Below are 23347 nucleotides of genomic sequence, written 5' to 3'. Positions count from 1 at the left end.
GCTCAGCTCCAGAAGTAGCCGTCTTCGACGACAGTGGCGTTGGTGACAGGGTCGAATTCAAGGTGGTATGCGCGCCCAACCCGCGGAGCAATGAGAGCGTAGGCGTCCTCGTCGATCTCCGTGTCGGTCGAGAGCAGCACCACTTGGTGACTGGCCAGCGGGAAGTAGCGCTGGAGGAGATGCTCGCGGTGCGACCCATCTAGGCGTCCGAGGGGCGTATCGATCACGACCGGCAGCGGCTGGCCCGCTGCACGAGCCAGACCCCAGAGAAGCGCCACTGCGAGTAGCTGACGCTCGCCTGCCGAGAGATCCTTGGCCGGGAGCGGTCGGCCGTCCACGCCGGTCAGCGAGACTGTGTACGTCTCGGGGTCGATGCGTACGTCGGTGATCAGCTGGCGCTTACGGAGCAGCACCCCAAGCGCCTCAAGTACGAGCTGCGAGATGCGCTCCAGGTGCCGCTTAGTCGCTGCCACCCGGAGGCTGTCCAGCGTTTGGCGGACGCGATCGACGTGCTCGACGAGACGCCGATCGTCGTCGGCGGCAAGATTGGCATGTGCGGCCTTGTTGAGCGCCGCCTCGTATGCGTCCGCAGCCTTGGCGCGATCGGCGCCGGCAGATGCGAGGAGCTCCGTCGCAACTGCATGGGCAGCCTCCGCCCGGTGTAGCGCCTCACGACTTGCTTCTCGTGCCTGATCAAGAGGTGCCAGAGCCTCAGGATCCGGGATTGCCGCGAGCACACGCTCTGCCTGGTCCAACTCTCCCCTGAAGTTTGTGCGTCGATCCACGGCCGACGCCAGCCGTTTCCGGGCTTCCGGGAGCGCCGAGGCGATCAGACCCTCCAAACCGACTTGATCGTCATAGCCGACGATCACCTCGATCTCTGCGGACGACCGACGTACGTCCCGGTCGCTGGCAAGAAACGCCTCGATTGCAGCGCGCGCCTTCGCGGTGACCTTGGCTTCCGCGAGCTTCTCAAGCAGTGCCTCGTCCCGCGTGGAGAACGCCTCAACGAGCAGCGTGTCCCGCTTCGCCTCTGACTCACGCCGCACCTGAGCAGCCAGCTGAGCGAGGAGATCCGGAACCTGAAGTAGCGGCGTCAGCTCCGCCAGCTCATGACGGATCTCATCCTCCGCCCTGGCGAGACCTGCCCGCGCCATCGCGGCCGTGGTCTCCGAGGCCTCACGCCTCTCCAGCAAATCCCCTCCGGCCGCCCTATATGCCTCAGTGGCCTCGTGGAACAGCTTATGGCAGCGCTCGAGCTCGCTCAGGCGGGCAGCCACAAGCTCGCGCGCAGTCTCCTCCGCCTGACGGGAAGCCGTGGCGCGCTGCTTCTTCTCCTCCACGCTCTGGCGAAGCTCTTCAGGCACTTGCTCACCTCGGTGGCGTCGCTTGAGCACCGCGAGGTCGGTCGAAAGGCGCTCGACCAAGTCAAGGCCGAGGAGGGCGGCGAGAGCCGATCCCAGTACCTGGCGAGAGCGGTCAAGATCAGCCAAGGCCTCGATCTGCTCGCCATCGAAGAAGAACAAGCCCGCGATGCCACGAGGAAGGAAGGTCTCGATGTGCTCGCTCCACGTCGACGTGAGCGACGGGTTGTGCTTGCCGTCCACCGATACCAGCAGGATCTCGCGGATCGACGATCCGGTGCTCTTCCAGCTTCGGCGCACCCAGTAGGTGTGCTCGGCACCCTCCTGGTGTGCAGTGAACGTCAACTCGATCGCCGCGCCCTCGCTCGCCGGCACACCGCGGTGGATGAGTCCGCGCAGATAGTTCTCGTAACTTCCTGATCGCCGACCAGAGTTGGTCGACAGAGATCCGTACAGCGCCAGCTGGATGGACTCCAGGATCGTTGTCTTCCCCGCCCCGTTGAGGCCGCCAATGAGAACGATCGGCTTGTTGGGCGACTTCGGAGTCAGGTTGATCGATCGGCGTCCGGCGAAGGTGCCGACGTTGTGGAGCACCAGCTCCTTAAGGATCATGCGGAGGGCTCCGTGACTGCGCGGACGTAACCGTCGGCCACATCGAGTGGATCGGGTTCAACCGCCTCGGTATCCTCCGGTACGCGGTCGAGTGCCGCCTTTCGCAGCTGTGCGCGAACGGTGGCGTCCTGCTCGTCGTCGTAGAAACCCCGACGCAAGGACTTCTCAAGCGACTCAAACAGACCCGCCCGCCGCACCTGGGCGCGGTGACGCTGCTCGATATCGAGCAGTTCACGCACGAGCTCGAAGTGCAGCCGGTCTTCGCCCGCGACCTCACGCAAGGAGTCGATCATGTCGGCACCGAGTGGAAGGTGCTCGTCGAGCTTCCCACCCGGATAGGGCTCACCGATCGCCCGCTCGTAGATGCGTGGCAGGTTGTCCTCGAACTCATGCTTGTCAACCACCCAGATCCTGCGGATCTCCTCAAGCTCGGGCAGGGTGATCAGGTCGAGCGAGCTCACATAATCTGGCCCGTTCTCCCGGATCCAGGCCTGGGCCTCCAGAAGCCGAGTCAGCCAGTCCTCTCGGGCGGCCTGCGTGTACGGGCCGGGGATGGGCCGGTCATTGAAGAGCTGGACCGAACCATTCATTCGACGGAAATCTCGCAGGTGGCGGTCATCGGCCACGTCGAGAGCGTTCCGCAGCTCCAGGAGCGGGAGCATCCACTCCTTCTCCTCGTCGTTCTGGATCATCGCCGCCATCGACTTGTCCTGCTCGACCAGCGTGCATGTCCAACAGCCGAAACGGCTGTCGCCACAGCTGGGTGTGCTGGAGTCGACTACGAGCGGGCACTCGCCATCGGCCGAGGCACCCTGGTACATGGTGAGCAGCTCCTTGTTGGAGTAGCCCCAAGGGTTGCTCGACTGCATCAGGAAGGTCCAGACGTCGTCGTTCGACCAGTTCTCGACCGGCGAGTAGACGAGGGCGTTGGGCAGGGAGTCATTCGGGCTCAGCAAGTCACGAACGCGCCGCGACTCCAACGCCGCCATGCGGGCGTGGCGACCTGAGCTCTCTGCCTTGCGCGTGCCGAGCACCAGGATTGCTTCGCCATGGGACCGCACCATCTCGCGGATGAACGAGTTGGACGGCTTGATCTTGAGACGTTCAGTGCACCACCGGAACTTGGGCCTCGGCGCCGGGTAACCCCGTCCGATGAGGTTCACCCAGAAGGTATCCGTGACCGCGGGCGTCAACCGGTGGGGGGTCAGCGGCAACCCCTGCTCCTCAGCGGCCTCGGCCATGACGTCGAGCGAGTGCGTCACCCACGCGGCGACAACCGGGTTCTCCACCAACGTGTCCGTGCTGATCACGTGCACTTGCTTGTTGCGTTGCTCGGGCGTCAAGCCATCGAGCGCCAGCCACACGAGCTGCAGTGTTGCGGTCGAGTCCTTGCCGCCGGAGTAGCCGACCACCCACGGCACGCCGTCCGCGAGATACAGCTGTTGCGTCTGCGCAACAAGGGCGTCGATGGTCCCCGCAAAGCCCAGGTCGTCGAACGCAGAACGCGGCCGGATCGGCAGGCTGGTCGTCACTTCTTCTCTCCTCGAGCTAAGGCGTCTTCGGCACGCTGTTCGTCTGGTGGCAGGGGCAGTCCCACAGCACTCCTGATGTACGCCGTTGTCAGCTCTACGTTGCGCCGGCTGTTCGTTACGTTGCCGCCCGACGTCGCTCGGCCTTCCCAGATCGACGCGTTCGATCGGTGCCAGTCGATGGACCGCAACTTCTTCAGCGTGCGGCTCCAGACCTTCGGGTCGTCACTCTTGCGAAGCAGGGCGTTGCCGACCCTTCCAAGGGCGTTCAGCACGATGCTGTGGGTGTGAATGAAGTCTTGCCGCAAACCCCCGGCTGTGATCTCGCCACGCGAGGCTTGCAGCCACTGGGGGAATTGGTCGGCAACTGCTTGCCAGTAGTGGGTCGCCAACTCAACCCTGCGATCGAAGTCGTCCTCGCTAATGCCCTCAAGCAGGGAGTTGTTCGCAGAGTGAAGAGCCGACAGCGTGAAGAGCTTGCGGGACCGCAGCGACAGGCTGCTGTGCTCCATCTCGGTCGCGTCCCGCAAAAACGGATCCCCGGTCACGACCTGTCGAGTCAACTCGGCCATGGGGTCGCGATGGTCATACAGAACACCGATTGAAGGCGCGGGACGGATGGCGTAGCGGTTGAGGTCGGCGAACATCTGCTGGCAGCGGTCGAGACCAACATCGATGAACATGACGATCGCGATCGTCTCGTCGGCCAGGGCTGGGTTCTCCGCGAGCGCCTGCTGGATCGCCGCTCGGCGGTGCTGCCCGTCATTGATCACGAAGGTCGCCGACATCGGAATGCTAAGCATGCCGACGCGCTCGGCCGCCCCGCTGCCCCCTACCAACGACTCGAACCGAACCTCGGCGTTCACGCTCGCGGTCAGCGCCGAGAAGATGTAACTGTCGGGATTGTCGACCACGTAGCGAGCCATCTCAGGCACGCGGCTCTTGTTCAGCGAGCGCTGAGCGCGCATCTCAGGCGGCAGCTCCTCCTCGTTGAACAGGAATAGCCTCGGGATGATGCGTAGCGGGCACATCGTGACGTAGTACTCGCGTCCGGCCTGCACGCCCTTGATGGCCGGAAACAGGTACTCGAACTCACCTGCCGTCCGGTACGGGGCCACGGGCCCCTGCCTCGCCGTCGTTCCGTCGCTTGCCACACCTCTCCTAGCATTGTTTGGAACAGTCTCCGAACACCGGCCCACACAGATCCAAACAACCGTCCATACGCAAGGCTACACTTCCAAACATGACCGTAGCGAGCACGTCCGACACGTTCGCGAGTTCCTCCACAGGCGGCCGTCCGACCTACCTGGACTTCAACGCAACGAGCCCCGTCGACCCCCGCGTAGCGGACGAGGTCATGCGATTCATGGTCCAGGAGTTCGGCAACGCGGGCAGCAGGACACACGGCTACGGGCAGGTCGCGAAGGAACGGGTGAACCGCGCTCGCCAGGAAGTCGCGGCCCTGGTTGCTGCCAAGCCTGACGAGGTCGTCTTCACCAGCGGGGCCACCGAGAGTGACAACCTCGCCATTCTCGGTCTGGCCGCACACGGTGAGGCGACAGGTCGCCGGCACATCGTCTCGACGCAGATCGAGCACAAGGCCGTGCTCGAGCCTCTCGAGGTACTCGCCAAGCAAGGCTTCGAGATCACACTCCTCTCACCGGACCAGGGCGGCCGAATTTCAGCCGAAGCGGTAGCGGCAGCACTGCGCTCCGACACGCTTCTGGTGTCTGTGATGGCGGTCAACAACGAGACCGGAGTCATCCAGCCGATCGAGGAGATCGCCGACGCCCTGGTCGGCCACGAGACGTTCTTTCACGTCGACGCCGCTCAGGCCTACGGCAAACTCATCCAACCGCTCCAGCACCCGCGGATCGATCTTCTCGCAGTCTCGGGCCACAAGATCGGCGCGCCAAAGGGCATCGGGGCACTCATAGTGCGGCGCCGCGGCTACAAGCGTCCGCCACTGACTCCTCTCATGTACGGCGGCGGCCAAGAGCGCGGCCTGAGGCCCGGCACGTTGCCCGTACCACTCATCGCTGGACTAGGAACGGCATCAGCGCTGGCCCTCGATGAGGCCGACCAGCGGACTGCGTCTGCGGCGGCCATCAAGGAGCAACTCATCGAGGCGCTCCGCCCCCTTGGCGCGGTGCTCAACGGAGATCCGGATCGGACGGTCGCCACCACGCTCAACGTGTCAATCCCTGGCGTTGACTCCGAAGCGGCGATCGTGGCCCTCAAGGATGTAGTGGCGGTCTCGAATGGCTCGGCGTGTACCTCGCAGAGCTACGAACCCAGCCATGTGCTGACAGCAGCTGGATTGCCACGCGAACTCGTCGAGGGGGCACTCCGGTTCTCGTGGGGTCCGGACACGACGGACGTCCCAACGGAACTGATCGCGGAACGCCTGCTCCGGCTTCTGCGGCGTTGATACAGATGTGCGGACCTAGTACCCGTACTGTGACGGTTCGCGGGTGAAGGAGGGGAACGATGTCGCGACGAACGGTCGTCACCTACTACTCAGATCTGAGCGGGGCCGAGATCGGCAGCGAAGGCGTCGGCGTGCCCTTCAGCCTGGATGGCGATGCGTTCGAGATCGACCTTTCACCTGAGGAACACGAAGCCCTGCGCGAGGCGCTGGCGCCGTTCGTTGCCGCTGCGAGACAGGTGCGGACCCCGAGCAGCCATCAGCCGAGATCGGTCAACGACGAGTCGAAGGCCGGTCTACCCGACTCGCGGACCCTGCGACAGTGGGCGCTCGAGAATGGGTTCGACGTTCCCTCGCGCGGTCGGGTGCCGGAGTTGGTGCGCGAGGCATACAAGGCGGCAAACGTGCACCGGGACATGACCACGATCGGCCGACTTCTCAGTCCGATGTCCCAGTCTCGCTGACCCATCCCGTGCCGTACGGTGCGCCGTTAGGCGCCCATAGCGCCGAGATCCGGATGCTCATGCACAGGTTCGGCTGCTCGACGAGCGACCGCCCGCCGGCTGTCGTTCGCTCGCGCCATGAATCGTCTTGCCTTTCTCTCGCCCACCGAGGTCGCAGCCCTGTCCCGTCACGAGCGGGAGGAACGGGTCCAGCTCCTCGTGCAGCAGTCGCACAACATCGTGTCGCGCGCGGTCGAAAGACATGCGAACGCAGACGGCCGCAGGCTGGTTGCGACCGTTGTGCTGTTTAGCGGCGGAAACGACTCGACGGTCCTCGCCCATCTGATGCGACAACGAGCGAGCCACGCGGCGCATGCCAACACGACCATCGGGTTGGAAGCCACCAGAGAGTTCGTGCGCAGGTCGTGTGCCGCATGGGCCCTGCCCCTGCTTGAGTTCACTCCACCGCGGAGGATGGACCACTACGAGAACCTGGTGCTGGATCAAGGATTCCCTGGCCCTGGACACCACTTCAAGATGTACCAACGGCTCAAGGAACGGTCACTCGAACAGGTAAGACGCCAGTTCGTGCAGAACCCCTACCGCGAACGCGCTGTCTTTCTCGCCGGTCGCCGGCGCACCGAATCCGCCCGCCGCGCATCGATCCCCGCGGTTGAGCGCCGAGGCTCCACCGTATGGGTTTCACCACTCGTGAACTGGACGAGGTTCGACCTTTCCACCTACCGACTCCTGAACCCCGACGTGCCGGTCAACGAAGTGACGGACCTCATCCACATGTCGGGCGAGTGCCTCTGCGGGTCGTTCGCCAAGCCAGGCGAGCGAGAGGAACTCGCGTTTTGGTTCCCGACGTTTGAGGCGCAGATCCAGGAGCTCGAAAGGCGCATTGCCGACGTGCCCGGGATCCCCGATCACCGGCGGCGATGGGGTTGGGGCGCGACCCTCCGCGAGCCAGACCGTCGCCGCGGAGCCTCGGGCCCCTTGTGCAGTTCCTGCGACGCTCGCTTCGCGCCCGCGGCGCCGGCTAAGGAGTAGCGCGACCTGGTTCGGCGACTCGTAGCCGAACTCGCCGCGCACCTACCCAGGTCGCCCGAAGGAAGGTCTCGAGCGTCGCAGCGACGAGCTTGATCGTGTCCCAGGCAAGAATCAGGACCACAAGGTTCAGCCAGCCGGGCGCCCCGCCCGCGACTGCCGCCGCGACGGCGTGCATCGCAATCTGAAGGACTCCAGCCACAGCCGCCAGGGCGAAGGCGGTCCGGCACCGAGGCCGATGAGTGCGCACCCGGCGGATCAAGACGTTCGATGGCGCATAGTCCTGGAGGTAGCGGTGCATCGCAGCGACGGCCACGATTACTGGTAACGCGAGCAGGATCAGCATGAGTTCCTCCAGATAGGCGGGGTTTCCTCGATACGCCGGACACTCGGTGAGCCCGCTTGGTATCGCTCCCCCTGTGGAGAACAAGTCGACCGGGTCACCTATGGCGCAGGAGTGGCTCGAAGGTCTGTCGCCGCTGGCGTCGCCGGGCGCTGGTAAGCACTCCCCGAACGCGCCGCGCGGAGGGATGAGATAGCACGCTGACGGTCTGCGCGCTGCGCATCGTTCTTGGCGCCGCCGCCGACCGGCAGGTCTGAGGTGATCTGGTAGCGGTCGCGGTACGCCGCGACCGTCGCCACCGCGTCGAGCCAGGCATTGTCCGAGCCCGCGCCGACCGGCCGAGGTCGGGATTGCCGGGCCCACCGCTCGCGGGTGGCGACCGCCTCCTCAGCAAGGGCGCGAGCTCGCGACTCGATCAGTTCCTTCCGTTGGTCGATCGCCTGTCGGTCCTCGGCTGAGATCGGGCCGAGCGGTTCGGGGATCAGGCCGGCGATCAGACGCGGGCGGAGGCGGCAACCGCGCGGCGGCGTCGCTGCGAGCTTGTCGACGCGGTACCGGAGAACCGCGGCGATGTCGTCGGCATCGTCGAGTCCGTGGCGGCTGACGACTCGCGGGACCAGTTGCTCGAGATCGTGGTGGTAAGCCTCAGCGCGGCGGAGCGCTGCCGTGAGCGGGCCGAAGGCCGTCGACGCGACGAGCGCGGCATGCTGCGCGGCGGTCAGCCCTGAGCGGCTGAGCAGGTCGACGAAGCGGTCGTGCTGAGCGTCGGCTGCGATCGTTTCGAGTTCGGCTGCGAGGCGGTCGATGCCTCCGTGGAGCTCGTACTCGGCCTCGATCGTCTGGGTGGCCGAGAGATCAGCGCCGCTGTGCTGAAGGACGCCGTAAAGGACCGTTCTCGCCGTGACGTCGTCCGCCCCGGGCGTGGAGTGGCTGTCGTCGGGCTGGTCGAGGGCAACGTACGCGATGTTGGACTCGCGTCCGCGGGTCATTGAGACGTACAAGTTCTCCCGAGTCGTAGACGGAGTGACGACGACATGCGCCGTGTCGACGGTGACGCCTTGAGCGCGATGCGCGGTGACGGCGTAGCCGAGGTCGACATGCTCGGCGACGTAGTCCGGCGGCAGGAGCGTTCGCCCGTCGCGGGCTCCGAAGCGCTTGACCTGGACAGAGCCGTCCCGCCGGACGTCGGTGACCAACCACCGGTCGCCGTTCTTCACCCACCCGCCGCGCATCGTCCGGATGCGGCGATCGTTCTGGCGCGTGATGACAACGTCCCCGACCGAGGCTCGGGAGCCGTCACCCAATTGGGCCTCGCGGCCATCGACGGCGCCGTCGAGGAGCAGCCGCTCGGCCCGGGCGCGTTCGTTGAGCGCGCGGACGTCCCGAGCTGACTCGGTCACGAGGATGCTGGCACGCCCGGCCGCGCAGTCGGAGCGCCAAGCGACGTAGGCAGCGTCGACCATCTCGTCCGTGAGGCCCTCGCGGATCCGTTTGTGACGGGCATACGCCGAGATGACCTGAACGTCGCCGCGGCTCAGCGCGAGTGAGGCCTCCTTCTCCCACTCGTTGGTGAATCGGTGGATCTCATTCAGCTCCGGGGCGTCCGTACGGCGGTCGACGAGGAGGGCGAAGGCTCCGCCTGCATCCACGGACTGGAGTTGGTGGGGATCGCCCACCAGGAGCACCTTGGCGTTCGCGGCGGCCGCGATCCCCGTGAGCCGATCGAGTGTCACGGTGTCGGCGAGGGTCGCCTCGTCGACGATCACCAGCTGACCTCGACGGAGTTCGGCCCGGCCGTGGTCGTACTCGTGGAGCCACTTGGACGTGTTCTCGCACGCGACGCCAAGGTCGTCGGCCAGCGCCTGGGCTGCGGCGGCAGACGGCGCCAGACCGACGACGCTCCCCCGCCCGTACGCGCCGATCCAGGCCGCGCGGAGCGCTCTCATCGTTGTGGTCTTGCCAGCGCCGGCGGGCCCGACGAGAAGGTCGACCTGGCGCCCTGAGCGACAGATGCTCTCCACCGCACGCCGCTGCTGGACGGTCAGCGAAACGGTGCCACGGCCAACTGCTCGACCCCAGGCGCCGGCGGACACCGTTGGCGCGGTCACCTTCTCGGCGCGTGCCAAGAGTCGTGCCTCGGCCTCGAGCACTGCGATCGAGGAGTACTTCTCGCCATGCCGCGGGCGGAACCGGCTCGTGCCGTCCTGGCGCTGGAACCGGGCAGGGCTGAGGGAGAGCTCGGGCGGCGTCAGGACTACGGAGCGTGCCTGGGCCGCGTCCACGATGAGCCCGACGACGGCCTCGCGGTCCTCGGTCGTCGCGAACCTCAGATCCATCGTCTGCTTCGCCGCCTCGGCCATCAGGTTCCAGTGCGTCCACACAGCCCGCTTCACGGAGACCGCCGCGACCACCTCGGCACCGATCGCCTCGATCGCAGCCAGCGGCACGTCCTCCGCTGTCAGGAGGTCGCCGCCTCGGCCGATCACCGACTGCGACCACCCCGTGGGCGAGGTGCCCAACCGCTCAGCGGCCCGTTGCCGCCAACCCGCGGTGAGCTCGACGAGCGACCGGACCTCCTTCGGCGGGCGGGTGGCCAGCGTCGCTTGGGCCCGGAGCTCGACAATGGTTCTGGCTGATGGCATCCGACCGTGCCGTGTGACGTACTCCGCGATGAACTCGTTCTTCCTGAGCTCGATCTCGCGCGTGCGGCTCGAGAACTCGGTGATCAGCTCGTCGGTGACACCGGCAATTTCCCATCGGGGATTCCGGTCGGGTCCGCGCTGCCGCAGCTCCCATTCGATGCCGAGGTCGCGCGACAGCCGGCCGGCAAGGAGGGCGTCGTAGTGGGCGGACAGTCCGGTCCGTGAGGCGAAGACCGGGCGTCCGTCGAGGCTGCGCCAGCGGCCGTCCATGACAGTGAGGACCTTGTTGGCGACGACGACGTGCGTGTGGAGCTGCGGGTCGCCAGCCCGCGAGTCGAAGTGGTCGTACGCAACGGCGGCGACGCCAGCCACGTCGACCTGGGCGACGGCGCCGTCGGCGTCGGAGATGCCCGCACGGGTGGCGGCAACCTCTCGTTCGAAGAGCGCAACGACGTCTGCCACCGCGGCGTGATGCGCGGCGACGATCCGCTCCTGGGTGTCGGCGTCGGCGACACCCCAGAGCACAGAGACCGACTTCGGGACGCTGAAGGTTAGGTCGAACCCTGCCACCGCTCGCCGCACCCCGGCCGCGGTCTCCTCAGCCTCGATCCGCGTCGTCTCGGCGGCGCAGTCCTCCTGAGTCATCTCAGCATCGAGAGCGGCGACGCGCTCGTCGATGCGGTCCGAGAGCCTCTTGTACGACGGGTACGCGCGGCCGAGCTGCTCCCCCGTGATCGGGTCTCGGCCCAGGCCGACAAGCAGCGCGAGCTGCTCCTCACTCACCTGCATGCCCGGGCGAAGCTGCCCGGCACCGAAGGCACCGACACCGGATCCGAGCCAGCGGCCGGGCGGCGTACCGACCTCGGAGTAGTAGCGAGTCAGCGGCGTAGACAGGACGCGGTTGCCGTCGCCGGCCGCAACGCTGCGCAGCAGGTATTGGTAGCCGCTGCCCGCGGACATCCGGCGCATCGAGACCGTCACGGCCGTTTCCGTTCCACAGCGCTCAGGTGCGTGAGCTTCTCCACAGACCCCTCGAAGTGCACAGCGTGTGAGCTCGAGAAGGGGGTGGGGTGGAGGACGGCGGGAGAAGTAGTGAGCGGGCGAGGAGAGGGAGTGAGGCGGGTTGTGGAGAGAAGACAAGTTGAGGGGCGGCAGGAGAAGGGAGAGGTGGGAGATGAGGGAGGAGCGCCGGAGGGAGGCGAAGTGGAAGACGCCGAGCACCTGTCCTCTGAACACCGACGAATCGGCCGGTGCTCGAATGCAAAAAACAGGCTTACGCTGAGGCCAGACGATGTGCGCACCGCCCGCAGGAGCGACTCGTCCGCCTCGAGCCGAGTGGCACGAGGAAGCAGGAACCGCACATGACGAAGCGACTCGGGTTGATCTCGTGGGCGACCGGCATTCTGTTGTTGGCCGCAGTGTCGGCTTGCGGCAGCAACGACGCCGATCCGCCGCCCACGGCCCCGACCACAACGTCGGCCACAACGTCGGCACCGACGGCCCCGACCACGAGCTCCTCGCCGACCTCATCCTCAGAGGCTGCGGCCGCGAACGCTGAGGCCGTGGTTCGCCAGTACTACGCGACCCTCGACCGGGTCCGTCACGACCCGAGGCTTCCGATTGCGCAGCTGCGAAGGGTCGAGAACGGCATTGAGCTCACCGCCGACCAACGGCTCGTGACGAGCGAGCGGAAGCAGCACTTGCGACAGATCGGCAGCGTTCGCCTCATGTCGGTCGTCGTCCAATCCGTCAACCTGGACAACTCCGACCCGAAGGGCGGCAAGGCGCCGACGGCACAAGTCGACGTTTGCTGGGACGTCAGCAAGGTCGACCTCGTGGACAAGAATGGCAAGTCCGTCGTGCCGAGCACGCGGCCCGATCAGGGCAGCACGCGCTACTTCGTGACGAATCCGAAGTGGAGCACCAATCCATCAGACGGCTGGCGCGTCTCGAACGGGCAAGACCTGAAGCTGGCGTCATGCTCCGGCTCGTAGCTCGACTGCTTGCCCTCGGCATCGTCGCCGCATGCCTCGTGGCTCTAACGACCGGCGTCGCCACCGCGGACACGAAGTGTCAGAAGACTGACGCCACGACCGGGACCTGCCTGATCACCGTCGAGGTTCCTGGTCACCCGGGCACTCCGGGTACGCCGAGCGATGACGGTCCACAGGACACCGGCTCCGGCGCGGCCTGCTACTGGGACGGGACGTCACAGGGGATCTCGAATCCACCGCCAGGTCCGGTCCCCTGCCAGTCGGCCGACGGCTACTGGTCGAACACCTATCACTGCTACATCAGTCCGGTCACTCCCCCGCCGCTCGCGGGTGATCCCGCCTGGCAGGGGCACCAGCCGGGCGACGGCACGATCTACAACTGCAGCCAGCCGCAGACCGGGATGCTCATCATGATCTGGGCACCGAACCCGCCGCCGAACTCAGGCGCCGGGCCGACCCCCCGCGAGGTCGCGCAGATCGCGGTGAAGCAGATGGGGCTGACCGCCATCGAGATAGGCATCGCGCCGAAGCCGGGACCGAATAGCATCGGCCTGGTCGGGATGCCGGTGTGGATGTGGGCGGCGAATCCCAGCGACCACAGCGTCGGGCCGATCACCTCCAGCGCGAGCGCCGGCGGGATGACGGTCACGGCCACGGCGAAGCTGCTGCACGTCACCTGGGACATGGGCGACGGCAGCCAGATCGTCTGCAAGACGGCGGGCACGCCATACAAGCCGGAGTACGGGCGCAAGGACTCCCCGGACTGCGGCTACACCTACAAGCTGTCGAGCGCGCGTGAGCCCGGTCAGGCCTACACGGTCACCGCCACCTCGAGTTGGGTCATCACCTGGGCGGGCGCCGGTCAGACCGGCACGATCCGCCTCGACGGCCTAGCCCGCTCGGCCCAGATCCGAATCGGCGAGGCGCAGGTGCTCGTGGACTGACGAGCGCTGCGGGGAGGTACGACGATGACAACGACTGCCCGAGAGGACCGGAAGCCCGGCCCCCGCATCACCACGCCGGAGCCAGCCCCTGTCGCTCCCCCGGTCAAGCTCCGACGGCGCCCAGCCCTGGTCGTCATCGCCGTCGTCGTCACCGCGCTCGGGTGTCTGCTCGGCGCGTGGGCCTGGAGCGCCACGACACACACCGAGGAGGTCCTCGCAGCGACGCACACGATCCATCGCGGCGAGGTCATCCAGTCCGGCGACATCCAACGGATCCGGATCAGCGGCGATCCGGCCCTCACGCCGCTGCCTTCTTCGGCGTACGACAGCGTGGTCGGCCACCGCGCCGCGCTCGATATCTCCGCAGGCGGGCTTCTCACTCCCGACTCGACGAGCACGGCACCCATTCCGCCGAAGGGTCAGTCGGTCGTGGGGATCTCACTGACTCCAGCACAGGTGCCGGCCCTACCGATGCGGGGCGGGGACAAGGTCCGGATCATCGTCACCCCCGGCGACAACGGCGACGCCGGCACCGGCGCACCACCGTTCACATCGGCCGTAGTCGTCGACACCGCGGTGGACGAGACCACCGGCAACACCGTGGTCAACGTGCTGGTGCCGTACGCCGACGCCAGCGTCCTCGCGGCCCGCGCCGCGACCGGACACGTCGCCCTCGTCCTCGACTCGCAGGATCAGTGATGGCCGTCATCTGCCTGACCTCGGCGTCCGGATCGCCCGGTGTCACCACCACCGCGGTCGGGTTGGCGTTCTGCTGGCCGCGCCCGGTGCTCCTCGTCGAGGCCGACCCGACAGGTGGATCCGGCATCCTTGCTGGGTTCTTGAAGGGCACGGCCCCATACGACGCTGGTCTGCTCGAGCTCGCGCTGTCGCCGCTCGGTGTGCCTGATGCCCTGCGCGATGTCGTACGCCCGCTCAGCCCGAGCGTGTCGCTGGTCGCGGGCACTCGCACGCATGCGCAGGCACCCGCACTGCGAGACGTGTGGGAGCCGCTGGCCACGGCGCTCGCCGAGCTCGAGGCCAACGGGCAGGACGTGATCGTCGACGCGGGTCGGCTCGGCCTGACCGGATCGCCGCAGCCGCTCCTGGAGTCAGCGGACCTGACCTTGCTGATGACCCGCGCGACATTGCCGTCGATCTCGGCCGCACGCTCGTGGGCCGAAGCCGTTCGGCAGCCCGTGACGGGCTGGCGGCACCCGGGCCTGCTTCTCGTCGCCGAGGGCCGCCCGTACAGAGATTCCGAGATATCCAAGGTGCTCGGCATGCCGGTGGTCGCCGACCTTCCCGACGATCCCGAGTCGGCAGCGGTCTACCACCGCGGCGCGACACCGCCGCGCCACTTCGAAACCGGGCCCTATTTGCGTGGCCTCCACGCGGCGGTGCAGGCGATCCAGGCGCAGGTCGCCCGCGCTCGGTTCGCCCTCGTCGAGGAGGCGAGTCGATGACCGAGGTGTCGCGCTACATGAGCGAGTACGGCGAGCTGTCGAGCCTGCCGCTCTTCACCCAGGCTCCTGCCGCAGCGGCGCCGCTCCCGCAGCGGTTCGACGCGAAAGTCACCGCACCCCCGGCGGCCAGCAGCGACGTCGACTGGTCCCTCGTCGCGGCGCTTCGGGCTCAGGCGTCGGAGCAGTTGAGCCAGAGCATCGCCTCGGGCCGTGCTCGGCTCGACCGGGATGCCCAGCAGGAGCTCGGTCGCTCGATCGTCCTGGACCTGATCGAGTCGGCGATGGCCGATGCTGCCAATGCCGGTGAGGGCGCGTGGAGTCCCGCTCGGCAGCAGGCCACGGCCCAGGCGGTCTTCGACTCGCTGTTCCGGCTCGGCCGTCTCCAGCCGTTGGTCGATGACGACCGGATCGAGAACATCATCATCGTCGGCTACGACCGGGTCCGGCTCGAGCTGATCGACGGCACCGTCGTCGAAGGGCCGCCGGTGGCGGACTCCGATCAGGAGCTGATCGACTTCCTCGTCTTCCTCGCCTCCCGCAGCGAGGTCAACGCCCGCTCGTTCTCCGAGGCCCAGCCGCGCCTGCATCTGCGCCTGGACGGCGGCGCCCGTCTCGCGGCTGCGGCGTGGGTGACGCCGCGGCCGTCTGTGGTGATCCGGCGGCACCGGCTGATGCACGTCACGCTGGACGACCTGGTGGCGCGGGAGATGATGACGCCGATCGCCGCCTCGTTCCTGAGCGCTGCGGTCCGCGCCCGGAAGTCGATCGTGGTCGCCGGCGCTCAAGGGGCGGGGAAGACGACGCTGGTCCGTGCTCTGTGTGCGGAGATCGATGAGACGGAGGCGATCGGCACCTTCGAGACCGAGTACGAGCTCCACCTGCACGAGGTCAGACCGAACCAGATCGTCCATGCCTGGGAGGCCCGTCCGGGCTCTGGCGAGCGCGGCCCGGACGGGCGTCAGGCGGGCGAGTTCACCCTGGACGAGGCGCTGGTGGACTCGTTCCGGTTCAACCTGTCGCGCCAGATCGTCGGCGAGGTCCGCGGCAAGGAGACCTGGGCGATGATCAAGGCGATGGAGTCCGGCACCGGGTCCATCTCCACGACCCACGCATCGGACGCCGTCGCCGCGGTCCGCAAGCTCGTCACCTGCGCGATGGAGGCCGGGCCTCACATCACCCAGGGCCTCGCCACGAGCAAGCTCGCCGCAACCGTCGATCTGATCGTCCAGCTCAGCATGGAGACCACGCACGTCCCCGGCGGTGCACAGCGGATCCGTCGGGTCGCCGAGATCATCGCGCTCGCGCCGGGCGAGAAAGACCCCGGCTACGCGACGACCCATGTGTTCAGCCCGGATGCTTCCGGCGTCGCGGTCCCCGACGTTCTGCCCGACAAGTACCGTGCGCTCGCGCATCACGGGTTCGACCTCTCGGGCTACCTACAGACCCGGCCCATGCGGGATCGGATGGGAGGCGCGTCGTGACGCCCCTGCTTCCCGGCCTTGCCGGCGGCCTGGTCGCTCTCGGGATCCTCGGCATCGTCGTCGGGCTCCGGCCGGCCCCCGTCGTACCGAAGCAGCCTCGCAAGAATTCTGGCCGCGGCCGGTTCGTGATCGACTCGCGGACGCGGATGCTTCTCCTGATCGGCCTCGGCCTCGGCATCGTCGGCTGGGTTGTCACCGGGTGGGTCCTGGCGCTCGTGATCGCGCCGGTCGCGGTGATCGGCCTCCCGGTCCTGCTGTCGGCTCCCCCGGCCGCGACCCAGATCAACCGGCTCGAGGCCATGGAGGAATGGACCCGGTCTCTCGCCGGGGTGCTGACCGTCGGGATTGGACTGGAGCAGGCGCTCGTCGCCACCTTGCGCTCAACCCCGGGCCCGATCAGCGCGGGGGTGACCCGGCTGGTGAGCAGGCTCCGCGCTCGCTGGGACACAGAGACCGCGCTCCGGGCGTTCGCCGACGAGCTCGACGACGCCACCGGCGACCTGATCGCCGCCAACCTCATCCTCGCCGCACGGCGCCGGGGCGCCGGGCTCACCAGCGTCCTCGAAGGGCTGGCCGAGTCGGTCGCCGCCGATGTCCGCGCTCGGCGCCAGGTCGAGGCGGACCGCGCCAAGCCCCGCTCCACCGCCCGCTGGGTTACGGTGATCAGCGCGAGCGTCCTCGTGGTACTCGCCCTGTCCGGAAGCTACGTGAAGCCCTATGGGAGCCCGATCGGGCAGGTCATCCTCGTCGTGCTGCTCGCGGCGTACGTCGCGACGCTGGTCTGGATGCGGCGCATGGCGACCGGCAAGCCGCTCCCCCGGTTCCTCGACCGGCGAACCGATCTCAGCCTCGGATCAGGGGTCACGCCATGATCACCGGACTCCCGTTGGCGATCGTGGCCGGTGGGCTCGTCGGCCTCGGGCTGACGCTGCTCGTCGCCCGCGCTCTACCCGCCGAGCCGGACCTGGCCGACGCACTTGACCGCATCACCGCCACCCGCAGCCGCACGGGCACCCCTACCCAGACCGCCCGCACAGGCAAGGAGCGTCTCGGACTCTGGGGCCTGCGCGTCCTCCCGCCAGGCTTCTGGGTCCGTACGCCGACCAGCGAGCTCGCGCTGCTGCGGATCTCGACCGCCCAGTTCTACGGCGAGAAGCTGACCTTCGCAGGCCTCGGGCTCGTGATCCCGCCCGGGCTCATCACCCTGTTCGACTTCCTCGGGCTGAGCATCCCGCTGCAGATCCCTGCGCTCGCCTCGCTCGTTCTCGCCGCGGGCATGTTCTTCATCCCGAACTACAACGCGCTCGACGACGCCAAGAAGGCCCGGCTCGAGTTCGCCCGCGGGCTCGGCGCCTACATCGACCTCGTGGCCCTGGAGCGCAACAACGGGATCGGCGTGCGACAGGCCATGGAGGCCGCCGCCGAGGTCGGCGACTCGTGGGTCTTCACCCGACTCTCCGAGGAACTGACCCGGTCGCGCTGGTCCGGCCTCCCGCCCTGGGACGCCCTGCACACCTTGGCGACGGAGCTCGGACTGCCCGACCTCGACGACTTCGCCGACATCATGCGCCTGGGCGGCGAGGAAGGAGCCGGCGTGTACGCCAACCTGCGGGCCCGCTCCGCCGCCACGCGCACCGCCATGCTCAACGACGAGATCACCCAGGCCAACGCCGTCGGCGAGCGCATGACCATCCCCGGCTCGCTGCTCGGCGTCATCTTCATGGCCCTGCTCGTCGCCCCATCCCTGCTTCGCATGTTCACGGCCTCGTGACACGGAAGGACAACCCACCAGGAGGAACCCGATGTTGAAAGCCCTCGTTCTGCTGCAGTTCGCAGCACTCCACCTCGCCGAACGCGCCAAGAAGAGCACGCGCAGCGAACGCGGCTCGGTCACCACCGAGCACGTGCTCTGGGCGGTGGCCGTCATCGCGATCGTCGGCATCGTCGTCGCAGCCATCACCAGCTATGTCACGAAGCAGTCAGGCAACCTCAAGTAACCACCCGCGCGGGAGTGGTGGTCGCGGGGAGCGGGGCTCGGTCTCGATCGAGCTCGTGATCCTGCTGCCCGCGCTCTTCGCGCTGATGTTCCTGGGGATGCAGGCCGCGTTGTTCTACCACGCCCGTACGACGGCGATCGCAGCCGCGCAGGAAGGCGCCCGCGCCGCCGGAGCCGAGAATGGGCGCACCTCGGACGGCGCCGCCGCAGCCAACGCCTTCATCAACGAGGCGGGCGGCGACGGCGTCCTCCAGAACGCCTCAACCACGGTCTCGCGCACCGCCGCAATCGCGACCGTCACGGTCACCGGGTTCAGCCTCAGCGTCATCCCGGGCTGGCACGTCCGCATCACCCAGACCGCCACCGTGCCGGTCGAAAGACTCACCGATCCCGTCCCAGCAAGCAGCGCGGCAGGCGCGCCATGACCCGCCAGAACCGGCGGGACGAGCGAGGCTCGGCGGCGATCGAAGCGGCGATCGGCGTACCGGCCTTCGCCCTCTTCGTCGGCCTGATCATCTTCGGCGGACGTACCGCCAACACCCACGAAGCACTCCAGTCCGCAGCCGCGGACGCCGCCCGCTCAGCCTCGATCGCGCGCGACGCCCAGACAGCCACGATGGACGCGCGCACCGCGGCCACCGCCAGCGTGACCAACCAACACATCCACTGCACTCAGGTCGACGTCACTGTCGACACCTCCGACTTCAACAAGGCATCCGGCGTGCCCGGATCCGTCGCGGTCACCGTCTCCTGCCGCCTCAACCTCTCGGACCTCGCCGTACCGGGCGTGCCCGGATCCAAGGTGTTCAGCAGCACGATGTCCAGCCCCATCGACACCTGGCGCGAACGATGAAACGGCCACGACCGCGAGCACGCGACGAGCGGGGATCCATCACCGTCTGGCTGGCGCTGGCCAGCTTCGCCATGATCTTCCTCGTCGGCCTGGCCGTCGACCTCGGCGGGCAGGTGCACGCCCACGAACGCGTCCACGACGTCGCCGCACAAGCCGCCCGTGCCGGCGGCGAAGAGGTGACCGGCGGCCCCGCGATCCAGGGCACCGGTCTCACGGTCAACCCCGCCGCAGCACGAGCAGCCGCTCAGCGCTACCTCGACCAGGCAGGAGTTCAGGGCACCGTCACGGTCACCAGCAACGACACCATCACTGTGACGGTCCACGACAGCTACGACCCGCAGTTCCTCGGCCTCATCGGCATCCACCGCCTCGACGTCACCGGAACCGGCAGCGCACACCTCATCCGCACCCTCGGAGGTAGCCAGCAATGAGCACACCCAACGCGCTCTCGACCCGGCTCCGCGGGTTGGCCGCGACCCTCGCCCTGGTCGCGTTCATGCTCGGCGTCCCCGCCCTGCTTCTCGCCATCGACGCCACCCCGGACGCCGGCGCGTTCTCGTGGTCGCGGCTGACCTCACCGGACGATGGGAACCTGGTGCTGCAGGTGATCGTCGTCGTCTGTTGGGTCGCCTGGGCGATCTTCACCTGCCAACTGATCGCCTCGATCCTCTCCCAGATCCGCGGCATCCGTGCTCCACGAGTGCCGGGGCTTGCCGTTCCCCAGCTCGCAGCCGACCGGCTCGTCGCGGCCGCCCTGCTGTTCGTCGCCATCCCGACGGCGACCACGCTCGTCCCCCAGCCCAAGGCCGAAGCCGCGGTCACCGCGACTCCCCTGCCCGCCGCCCCAGTCCCTGCCGCGCCGACCCCGCCTGCGCCGGCCACACACCCCGCTGCGCCGGCGAAGCACGAACCGGCCACGGAGCGCTACACCGTCAAGCGAGGCGACAGCCTCTGGAAGATCGCCGAGCAACGCCTCGGCGACGGCAGCAGGTACGTCGAGATCGTCGACCTCAACGAGCCAGTCCTCGGCGGACGCCCCGACTTCCTCGTCCCCGGCACCGTCCTCAAGGTTCCCGCTCCTGGGGTTGCTAACGAGGGCGAGTACGTCGTCCAGCCCGGCGACACACTTTCGGAGATCGCCGAGGACGAACTCGGCGACGCCGACGCATACCCGTCGATCTTCGATGCCTCCCGCGGCACCGCTCAGGCCGACGGTGCCCACCTGGCCGACCCGGACCTGATCCTGCCGGGCTGGAGGCTCACCATCCCGGGACGGGCTGAACCGGTCGCTCCGCCGCCGCCCAAGCACTCAGCGCAACCGCACGACCGGCGACCGGCACTTCACCCGGCCACCGATGCTTCAACGCCTCCAACGACGACCGACGCGACCAGCGCGCCCCAGACGCAAGCAGATGCCGACCACTCGGACCTATCTGCCTGGCTACTCCCAGGACTCGCCGGTACGGGCGCCGTCTTCGGGGCCGCGTTCTGGATCGTCCTGCGGGCACAGCGCCGTACCCAGCTGCGCTGGCGCCGACCGGGCCGGATCATGCCACCGCCGCCACCCGAGGTGGTCCGGGCCGAGAAGACCGCACGGGTCACTGCTACGTCACTCGCGCCAAGCGTCGAGGAGCTCGACGCCGCACTGCAGTCGCTCGAACCGACGAACGTCCGGATCCTCACCGCGACGCTCACCGGCGAGGACATCGGCATCACGCTCGCAGCGCCGGCCGACCTGGCAGCCCCGTGGACAGGGTCAGGCGCCGCGTGGCGGCTCGCGCTCGCCGACGTACCCCATGGGCGCGAGGCGTTCCCGCCGTACCCGCTTCTCGTGAGCGTCGGCCAGGACGACGGCGGAGCGTTCGTGTTCGTCAACCTCGAAGAGCTGCGCGTCGTCAGGGTCACCGGTGACTCCGACCGCAAGGCAGCGTTCGCTCGTCACCTCGCCGCCGAACTGGCGGTCAACCCGTGGTCGATCGTGAACCACGTCGACGTCCTCGGCCTCGGGGCGGACCTCGCGTCGTTCCATCTGGGCCGCGTCAGCACTCACCCGCCGGGCGACACCGCCTTCATCAACGCCCTCGCCCGACATGTCGGCGAGTCCGTCTCCGGCTGCGATCCGGACGACTTCTACGCCGCGATCATCGCCACCGCCGACCGGCCCGACGACGAGCTCGACGCATTGGGCTCAGCGCTCGAAGGCTTCACCGGTCGCACGGCGGCCGCGCTCATCGACCTCGCCGGCGAACCTCGCCAGACAGGCGCTCGCCTGCGCCTGGCCAGAGACGGTCGGCTCACCTGCTCGAGTCTCGGACTCGATGTCATCGCCGCCGGGCTCAGCGAGGACGAGGCCCGCGCCTGTGCGCTGCTTCTGGATCTCACCCTCGACTCACAGGATGTGCCCGTCCCCCGAACGGCCGATCCGACCGCCACGGCGGACCAGGGCGGCGCGCTCGTCGACGAGCTGACCGAAGCAAGGCCCGACGAAGGGCCTGCCGGGGACGCCTCGCTCCTGCCGCTCGACGCCCACGTGTACGCCGACGCCGCGGCTGCCACCGTCGAGGACATCGAGACGCTCGCACCCGTCGCCGCGCCCGAGGCCGAAGCAGTCGTCGCCGACGCGGATCCCGGACTCGACGAGGACCTGGCGCGATGGGAGTCGCCGACACTCACCTCGACCAAGCTGACGCTGCTGGGTCCGGTCGGCGCACGCACCACCGGTGACGCCAAGACCACTGCCGCCCGCCGTCCGTACTACGTCGAGCTCCTCGCCTACCTCGTCCTCCACCCCGAAGGATCGACCGCAGACGACCTGGCTGAGGCGTTCGGCATCACCAGGGAGCGCGCCCGGGTCTCGATGAGCAATCTGCGGCGCTGGCTCGGCACGGACCCGAACACCGAGAGGCCCTACCTCCCCGACGCCAAGCAGACCCACACCTCCGGGGCACTGGCGGCGTACAACGTCCAGGGCGTGCTGTGCGACCTAGACCTCTTCCGCCGCCTGCGCACCCGCGCCCAGAGCAAGGGCTCCGGCGGCATGGACGACCTCATCAGGGCACTGCGCCTGGTCAGCGGCGAGCCGTTCAGCCGCCTCCACGACCGCGACTGGTCCTGGCTCTTCGAAGGCGAGCGCTGGGACCACATCATGACCAGCGCGATCATCGATGTCGCCCACATCGTCTCCGCGCACGCCCTCGCCGATGACGACACCGCGCTGGCGCTCTGGGCCGCGAGAACCGCGTACGCCGCGGCTCCGTACGACGAGGTCGCACAGCTCGACGTGATCGAAGCCGTCGCCGCCGGCGGCGACGACGAGCAGGCGAAGAAGCAGCTTGCTGACAGGGTGTTCAACCGCCGGGACGACGACCAGCCGCCGATCGAACTCCCTCAGCGCACGGCTGAGATCGTCGAGGGCAGGAAGTGGGCACCGCCGCGATCCCGCTCTCACCGAACTGGGTGAACCACGATCAGCAGCCGCCGACTGCGCCACACTTCCGACGTGCGGATTGCGACGTGGAACCTGGAAGGCAAGTGGACGCTCCGCCACCGCCACCTGATCGAATCCCTTGACGCCGATCTCTTGCTTCTGACCGAGGTCCCGGATCGTGTGGCGATCGCCGGGCTGCGCGTCCACCTCACGCAAGGCGAGATGCAGCCCGGCCGCCGATGGGCAGCAGTGGCCGCGCGGACCCCGATATCGCCGCTCCCCGATCCTCACGGGGCGACTGCCCGCGCCGATGTGGACGGACTACGCGTCGCATCATCAGTCCTTCCCTGGAGGAACTGCGGCGGCTCGCTCCCTTGGACCGGCCCAGACCAGGGCTCGCGGACGATAGCGGCGGTTACTGACATCGAAGCCGCCAACCCCGTCATCTGGGGCGGCGACTGGAACCACGAACTCGCCGGCCGCATCTATGCCGGAAGTATCGCCGGACGCACCGTCTGCCAGGAGCGACGAGCATCGACCACGTCGCCGTCCCCTCGTTCTGGTCGGTCACCTCGGCGGAGCGCGTCAGTTCCATCGTGGAGGGGATCGTGCTCTCGGATCACGACGCCTATGTGGTCGACATCGAGTAGTTCATCCGACTGCCGCCACGGACCGTCGTTCCAGACGTTGATGTCGCTCTGCGCAGGGCGCAGAACTGAGAGCGGAAGCCAACCCTGTTTCACCGTCTGGCCACTGCCGGTGTAGTCGATCCACACCA

Annotated in this window: 21 protein-coding genes; 16 read left to right on the top strand and 5 right to left on the bottom strand. The window is 68.0% G+C overall.

What is annotated here, in order from left to right; translation table 11 throughout:
• Positions 1-2: 2 nt before the first annotated feature.
• From dndD to dndB, 3 genes are read right to left on the bottom strand one after another with little or no spacing between them, the layout of a single operon-like run.
• Complete coding sequence (dndD, locus tag ABLE53_RS11215; protein WP_348859005.1) at positions 3-1976, bottom strand: DNA sulfur modification protein DndD; 1974 nt, start codon at positions 1974-1976, stop codon at positions 3-5.
• On the bottom strand, positions 1973-3508 hold the full coding sequence (gene dndC / locus ABLE53_RS11210) for a DNA phosphorothioation system sulfurtransferase DndC (RefSeq protein ID WP_348859003.1): 1536 nt from the start codon (positions 3506-3508) through the stop codon (positions 1973-1975). The genes dndD and dndC overlap by 4 nt, the downstream gene beginning before the upstream one ends.
• Positions 3505-4623, bottom strand: coding sequence for a DNA sulfur modification protein DndB (gene dndB / locus ABLE53_RS11205; RefSeq protein ID WP_348859002.1), 1119 nt, complete (start codon positions 4621-4623; stop codon positions 3505-3507). The genes dndC and dndB overlap by 4 nt, the downstream gene beginning before the upstream one ends.
• 125 nt (positions 4624-4748) lie before the next feature.
• Between dndB and dndA the strand changes: the two genes are divergently transcribed.
• From dndA to ABLE53_RS11190, 3 genes are all read left to right on the top strand, one after another.
• Positions 4749-5936, top strand: coding sequence for a cysteine desulfurase DndA (gene dndA / locus ABLE53_RS11200; protein WP_348859001.1), 1188 nt, complete (start codon positions 4749-4751; stop codon positions 5934-5936).
• Positions 5937-5995: 59 nt separating this feature from the next.
• On the top strand, positions 5996-6397 hold the full coding sequence (locus ABLE53_RS11195) for a histone-like nucleoid-structuring protein Lsr2 (protein ID WP_348859000.1): 402 nt from the start codon (positions 5996-5998) through the stop codon (positions 6395-6397).
• Positions 6398-6514: 117 nt separating this feature from the next.
• Positions 6515-7429: a phosphoadenosine phosphosulfate reductase domain-containing protein gene (locus ABLE53_RS11190; protein ID WP_348858998.1), complete on the top strand. Its 915-nt coding sequence runs from the start codon at positions 6515-6517 to the stop codon at positions 7427-7429.
• Here ABLE53_RS11190 and ABLE53_RS11185 read toward each other — a convergent pair.
• Both ABLE53_RS11185 and mobF read right to left on the bottom strand, forming a co-directional pair.
• On the bottom strand, positions 7419-7772 hold the full coding sequence (locus tag ABLE53_RS11185) for a hypothetical protein (protein ID WP_348858997.1): 354 nt from the start codon (positions 7770-7772) through the stop codon (positions 7419-7421). The two genes, ABLE53_RS11190 and ABLE53_RS11185, sit on opposite strands and share 11 nt — an antisense overlap.
• Before the next feature lie 98 nt (positions 7773-7870).
• Positions 7871-11905, bottom strand: coding sequence for a MobF family relaxase (mobF, locus tag ABLE53_RS11180; protein ID WP_348858996.1), 4035 nt, complete (start codon positions 11903-11905; stop codon positions 7871-7873).
• Positions 11906-11973: 68 nt separating this feature from the next.
• Here mobF and ABLE53_RS11175 point away from each other — a divergent pair, with 68 nt between their 5' ends.
• From ABLE53_RS11175 to ABLE53_RS24825, 13 genes are read left to right on the top strand one after another with little or no spacing between them, the layout of a single operon-like run.
• Positions 11974-12405 (top strand): hypothetical protein, encoded by a 432-nt coding sequence (locus ABLE53_RS11175; protein ID WP_348858995.1) that lies wholly within the window; start codon positions 11974-11976, stop codon positions 12403-12405.
• Positions 12390-13349, top strand: a complete 960-nt coding sequence (locus ABLE53_RS11170; RefSeq protein ID WP_348858994.1) for a hypothetical protein — start codon at positions 12390-12392, stop codon at positions 13347-13349. The genes ABLE53_RS11175 and ABLE53_RS11170 overlap by 16 nt, the downstream gene beginning before the upstream one ends.
• 24 nt (positions 13350-13373) lie before the next feature.
• A complete protein-coding gene (locus ABLE53_RS11165; RefSeq protein ID WP_348858993.1) occupies positions 13374-14048 on the top strand; it encodes an SAF domain-containing protein in 675 nt (224 codons plus the stop codon).
• Positions 14048-14812 (top strand): P-loop NTPase family protein, encoded by a 765-nt coding sequence (locus ABLE53_RS11160; RefSeq protein ID WP_348859782.1) that lies wholly within the window; start codon positions 14048-14050, stop codon positions 14810-14812. Before ABLE53_RS11165 ends, ABLE53_RS11160 begins: the two co-directional genes overlap by 1 nt.
• Entirely contained in the window at positions 14809-16293 is a 1485-nt protein-coding gene (locus ABLE53_RS11155; RefSeq protein ID WP_348858992.1) for a TadA family conjugal transfer-associated ATPase, read from the top strand. Before ABLE53_RS11160 ends, ABLE53_RS11155 begins: the two co-directional genes overlap by 4 nt.
• Positions 16290-17165 (top strand): type II secretion system F family protein, encoded by an 876-nt coding sequence (locus tag ABLE53_RS11150; RefSeq protein WP_348858991.1) that lies wholly within the window; start codon positions 16290-16292, stop codon positions 17163-17165. The genes ABLE53_RS11155 and ABLE53_RS11150 overlap by 4 nt, the downstream gene beginning before the upstream one ends.
• Positions 17162-18064 carry a type II secretion system F family protein gene (locus ABLE53_RS11145; protein WP_348858990.1) on the top strand — a complete coding sequence of 301 codons (903 nt, stop codon included), beginning with the start codon at positions 17162-17164 and terminating at the stop codon, positions 18062-18064. Before ABLE53_RS11150 ends, ABLE53_RS11145 begins: the two co-directional genes overlap by 4 nt.
• Before the next feature lie 31 nt (positions 18065-18095).
• Entirely contained in the window at positions 18096-18290 is a 195-nt protein-coding gene (locus ABLE53_RS11140; RefSeq protein ID WP_348858989.1) for a hypothetical protein, read from the top strand.
• Positions 18259-18714 (top strand): TadE/TadG family type IV pilus assembly protein, encoded by a 456-nt coding sequence (locus ABLE53_RS11135; protein WP_348858988.1) that lies wholly within the window; start codon positions 18259-18261, stop codon positions 18712-18714. The genes ABLE53_RS11140 and ABLE53_RS11135 overlap by 32 nt, the downstream gene beginning before the upstream one ends.
• A complete protein-coding gene (locus ABLE53_RS11130) occupies positions 18711-19142 on the top strand; it encodes a TadE/TadG family type IV pilus assembly protein (protein WP_348858986.1) in 432 nt (143 codons plus the stop codon). The genes ABLE53_RS11135 and ABLE53_RS11130 overlap by 4 nt, the downstream gene beginning before the upstream one ends.
• Positions 19139-19573 (top strand): TadE/TadG family type IV pilus assembly protein, encoded by a 435-nt coding sequence (locus ABLE53_RS11125; RefSeq protein WP_348858985.1) that lies wholly within the window; start codon positions 19139-19141, stop codon positions 19571-19573. The genes ABLE53_RS11130 and ABLE53_RS11125 overlap by 4 nt, the downstream gene beginning before the upstream one ends.
• Positions 19570-22602, top strand: coding sequence for a LysM peptidoglycan-binding domain-containing protein (locus ABLE53_RS11120; RefSeq protein ID WP_348858983.1), 3033 nt, complete (start codon positions 19570-19572; stop codon positions 22600-22602). Before ABLE53_RS11125 ends, ABLE53_RS11120 begins: the two co-directional genes overlap by 4 nt.
• 39 nt (positions 22603-22641) lie before the next feature.
• Positions 22642-23334, top strand: coding sequence for an endonuclease/exonuclease/phosphatase family protein (locus ABLE53_RS24825; RefSeq protein ID WP_425474866.1), 693 nt, complete (start codon positions 22642-22644; stop codon positions 23332-23334).
• Positions 23335-23347: the final 13 nt, after the last annotated feature.

This window comes from Nocardioides asiaticus, from assembly GCF_040049175.1.
GTDB classification, from domain to species: domain Bacteria; phylum Actinomycetota; class Actinomycetes; order Propionibacteriales; family Nocardioidaceae; genus Nocardioides; species Nocardioides cheoyonin.
Note: the sequence above shows the minus strand (reverse complement) of the source record. Positions and strands in the feature narration are given on the sequence as shown.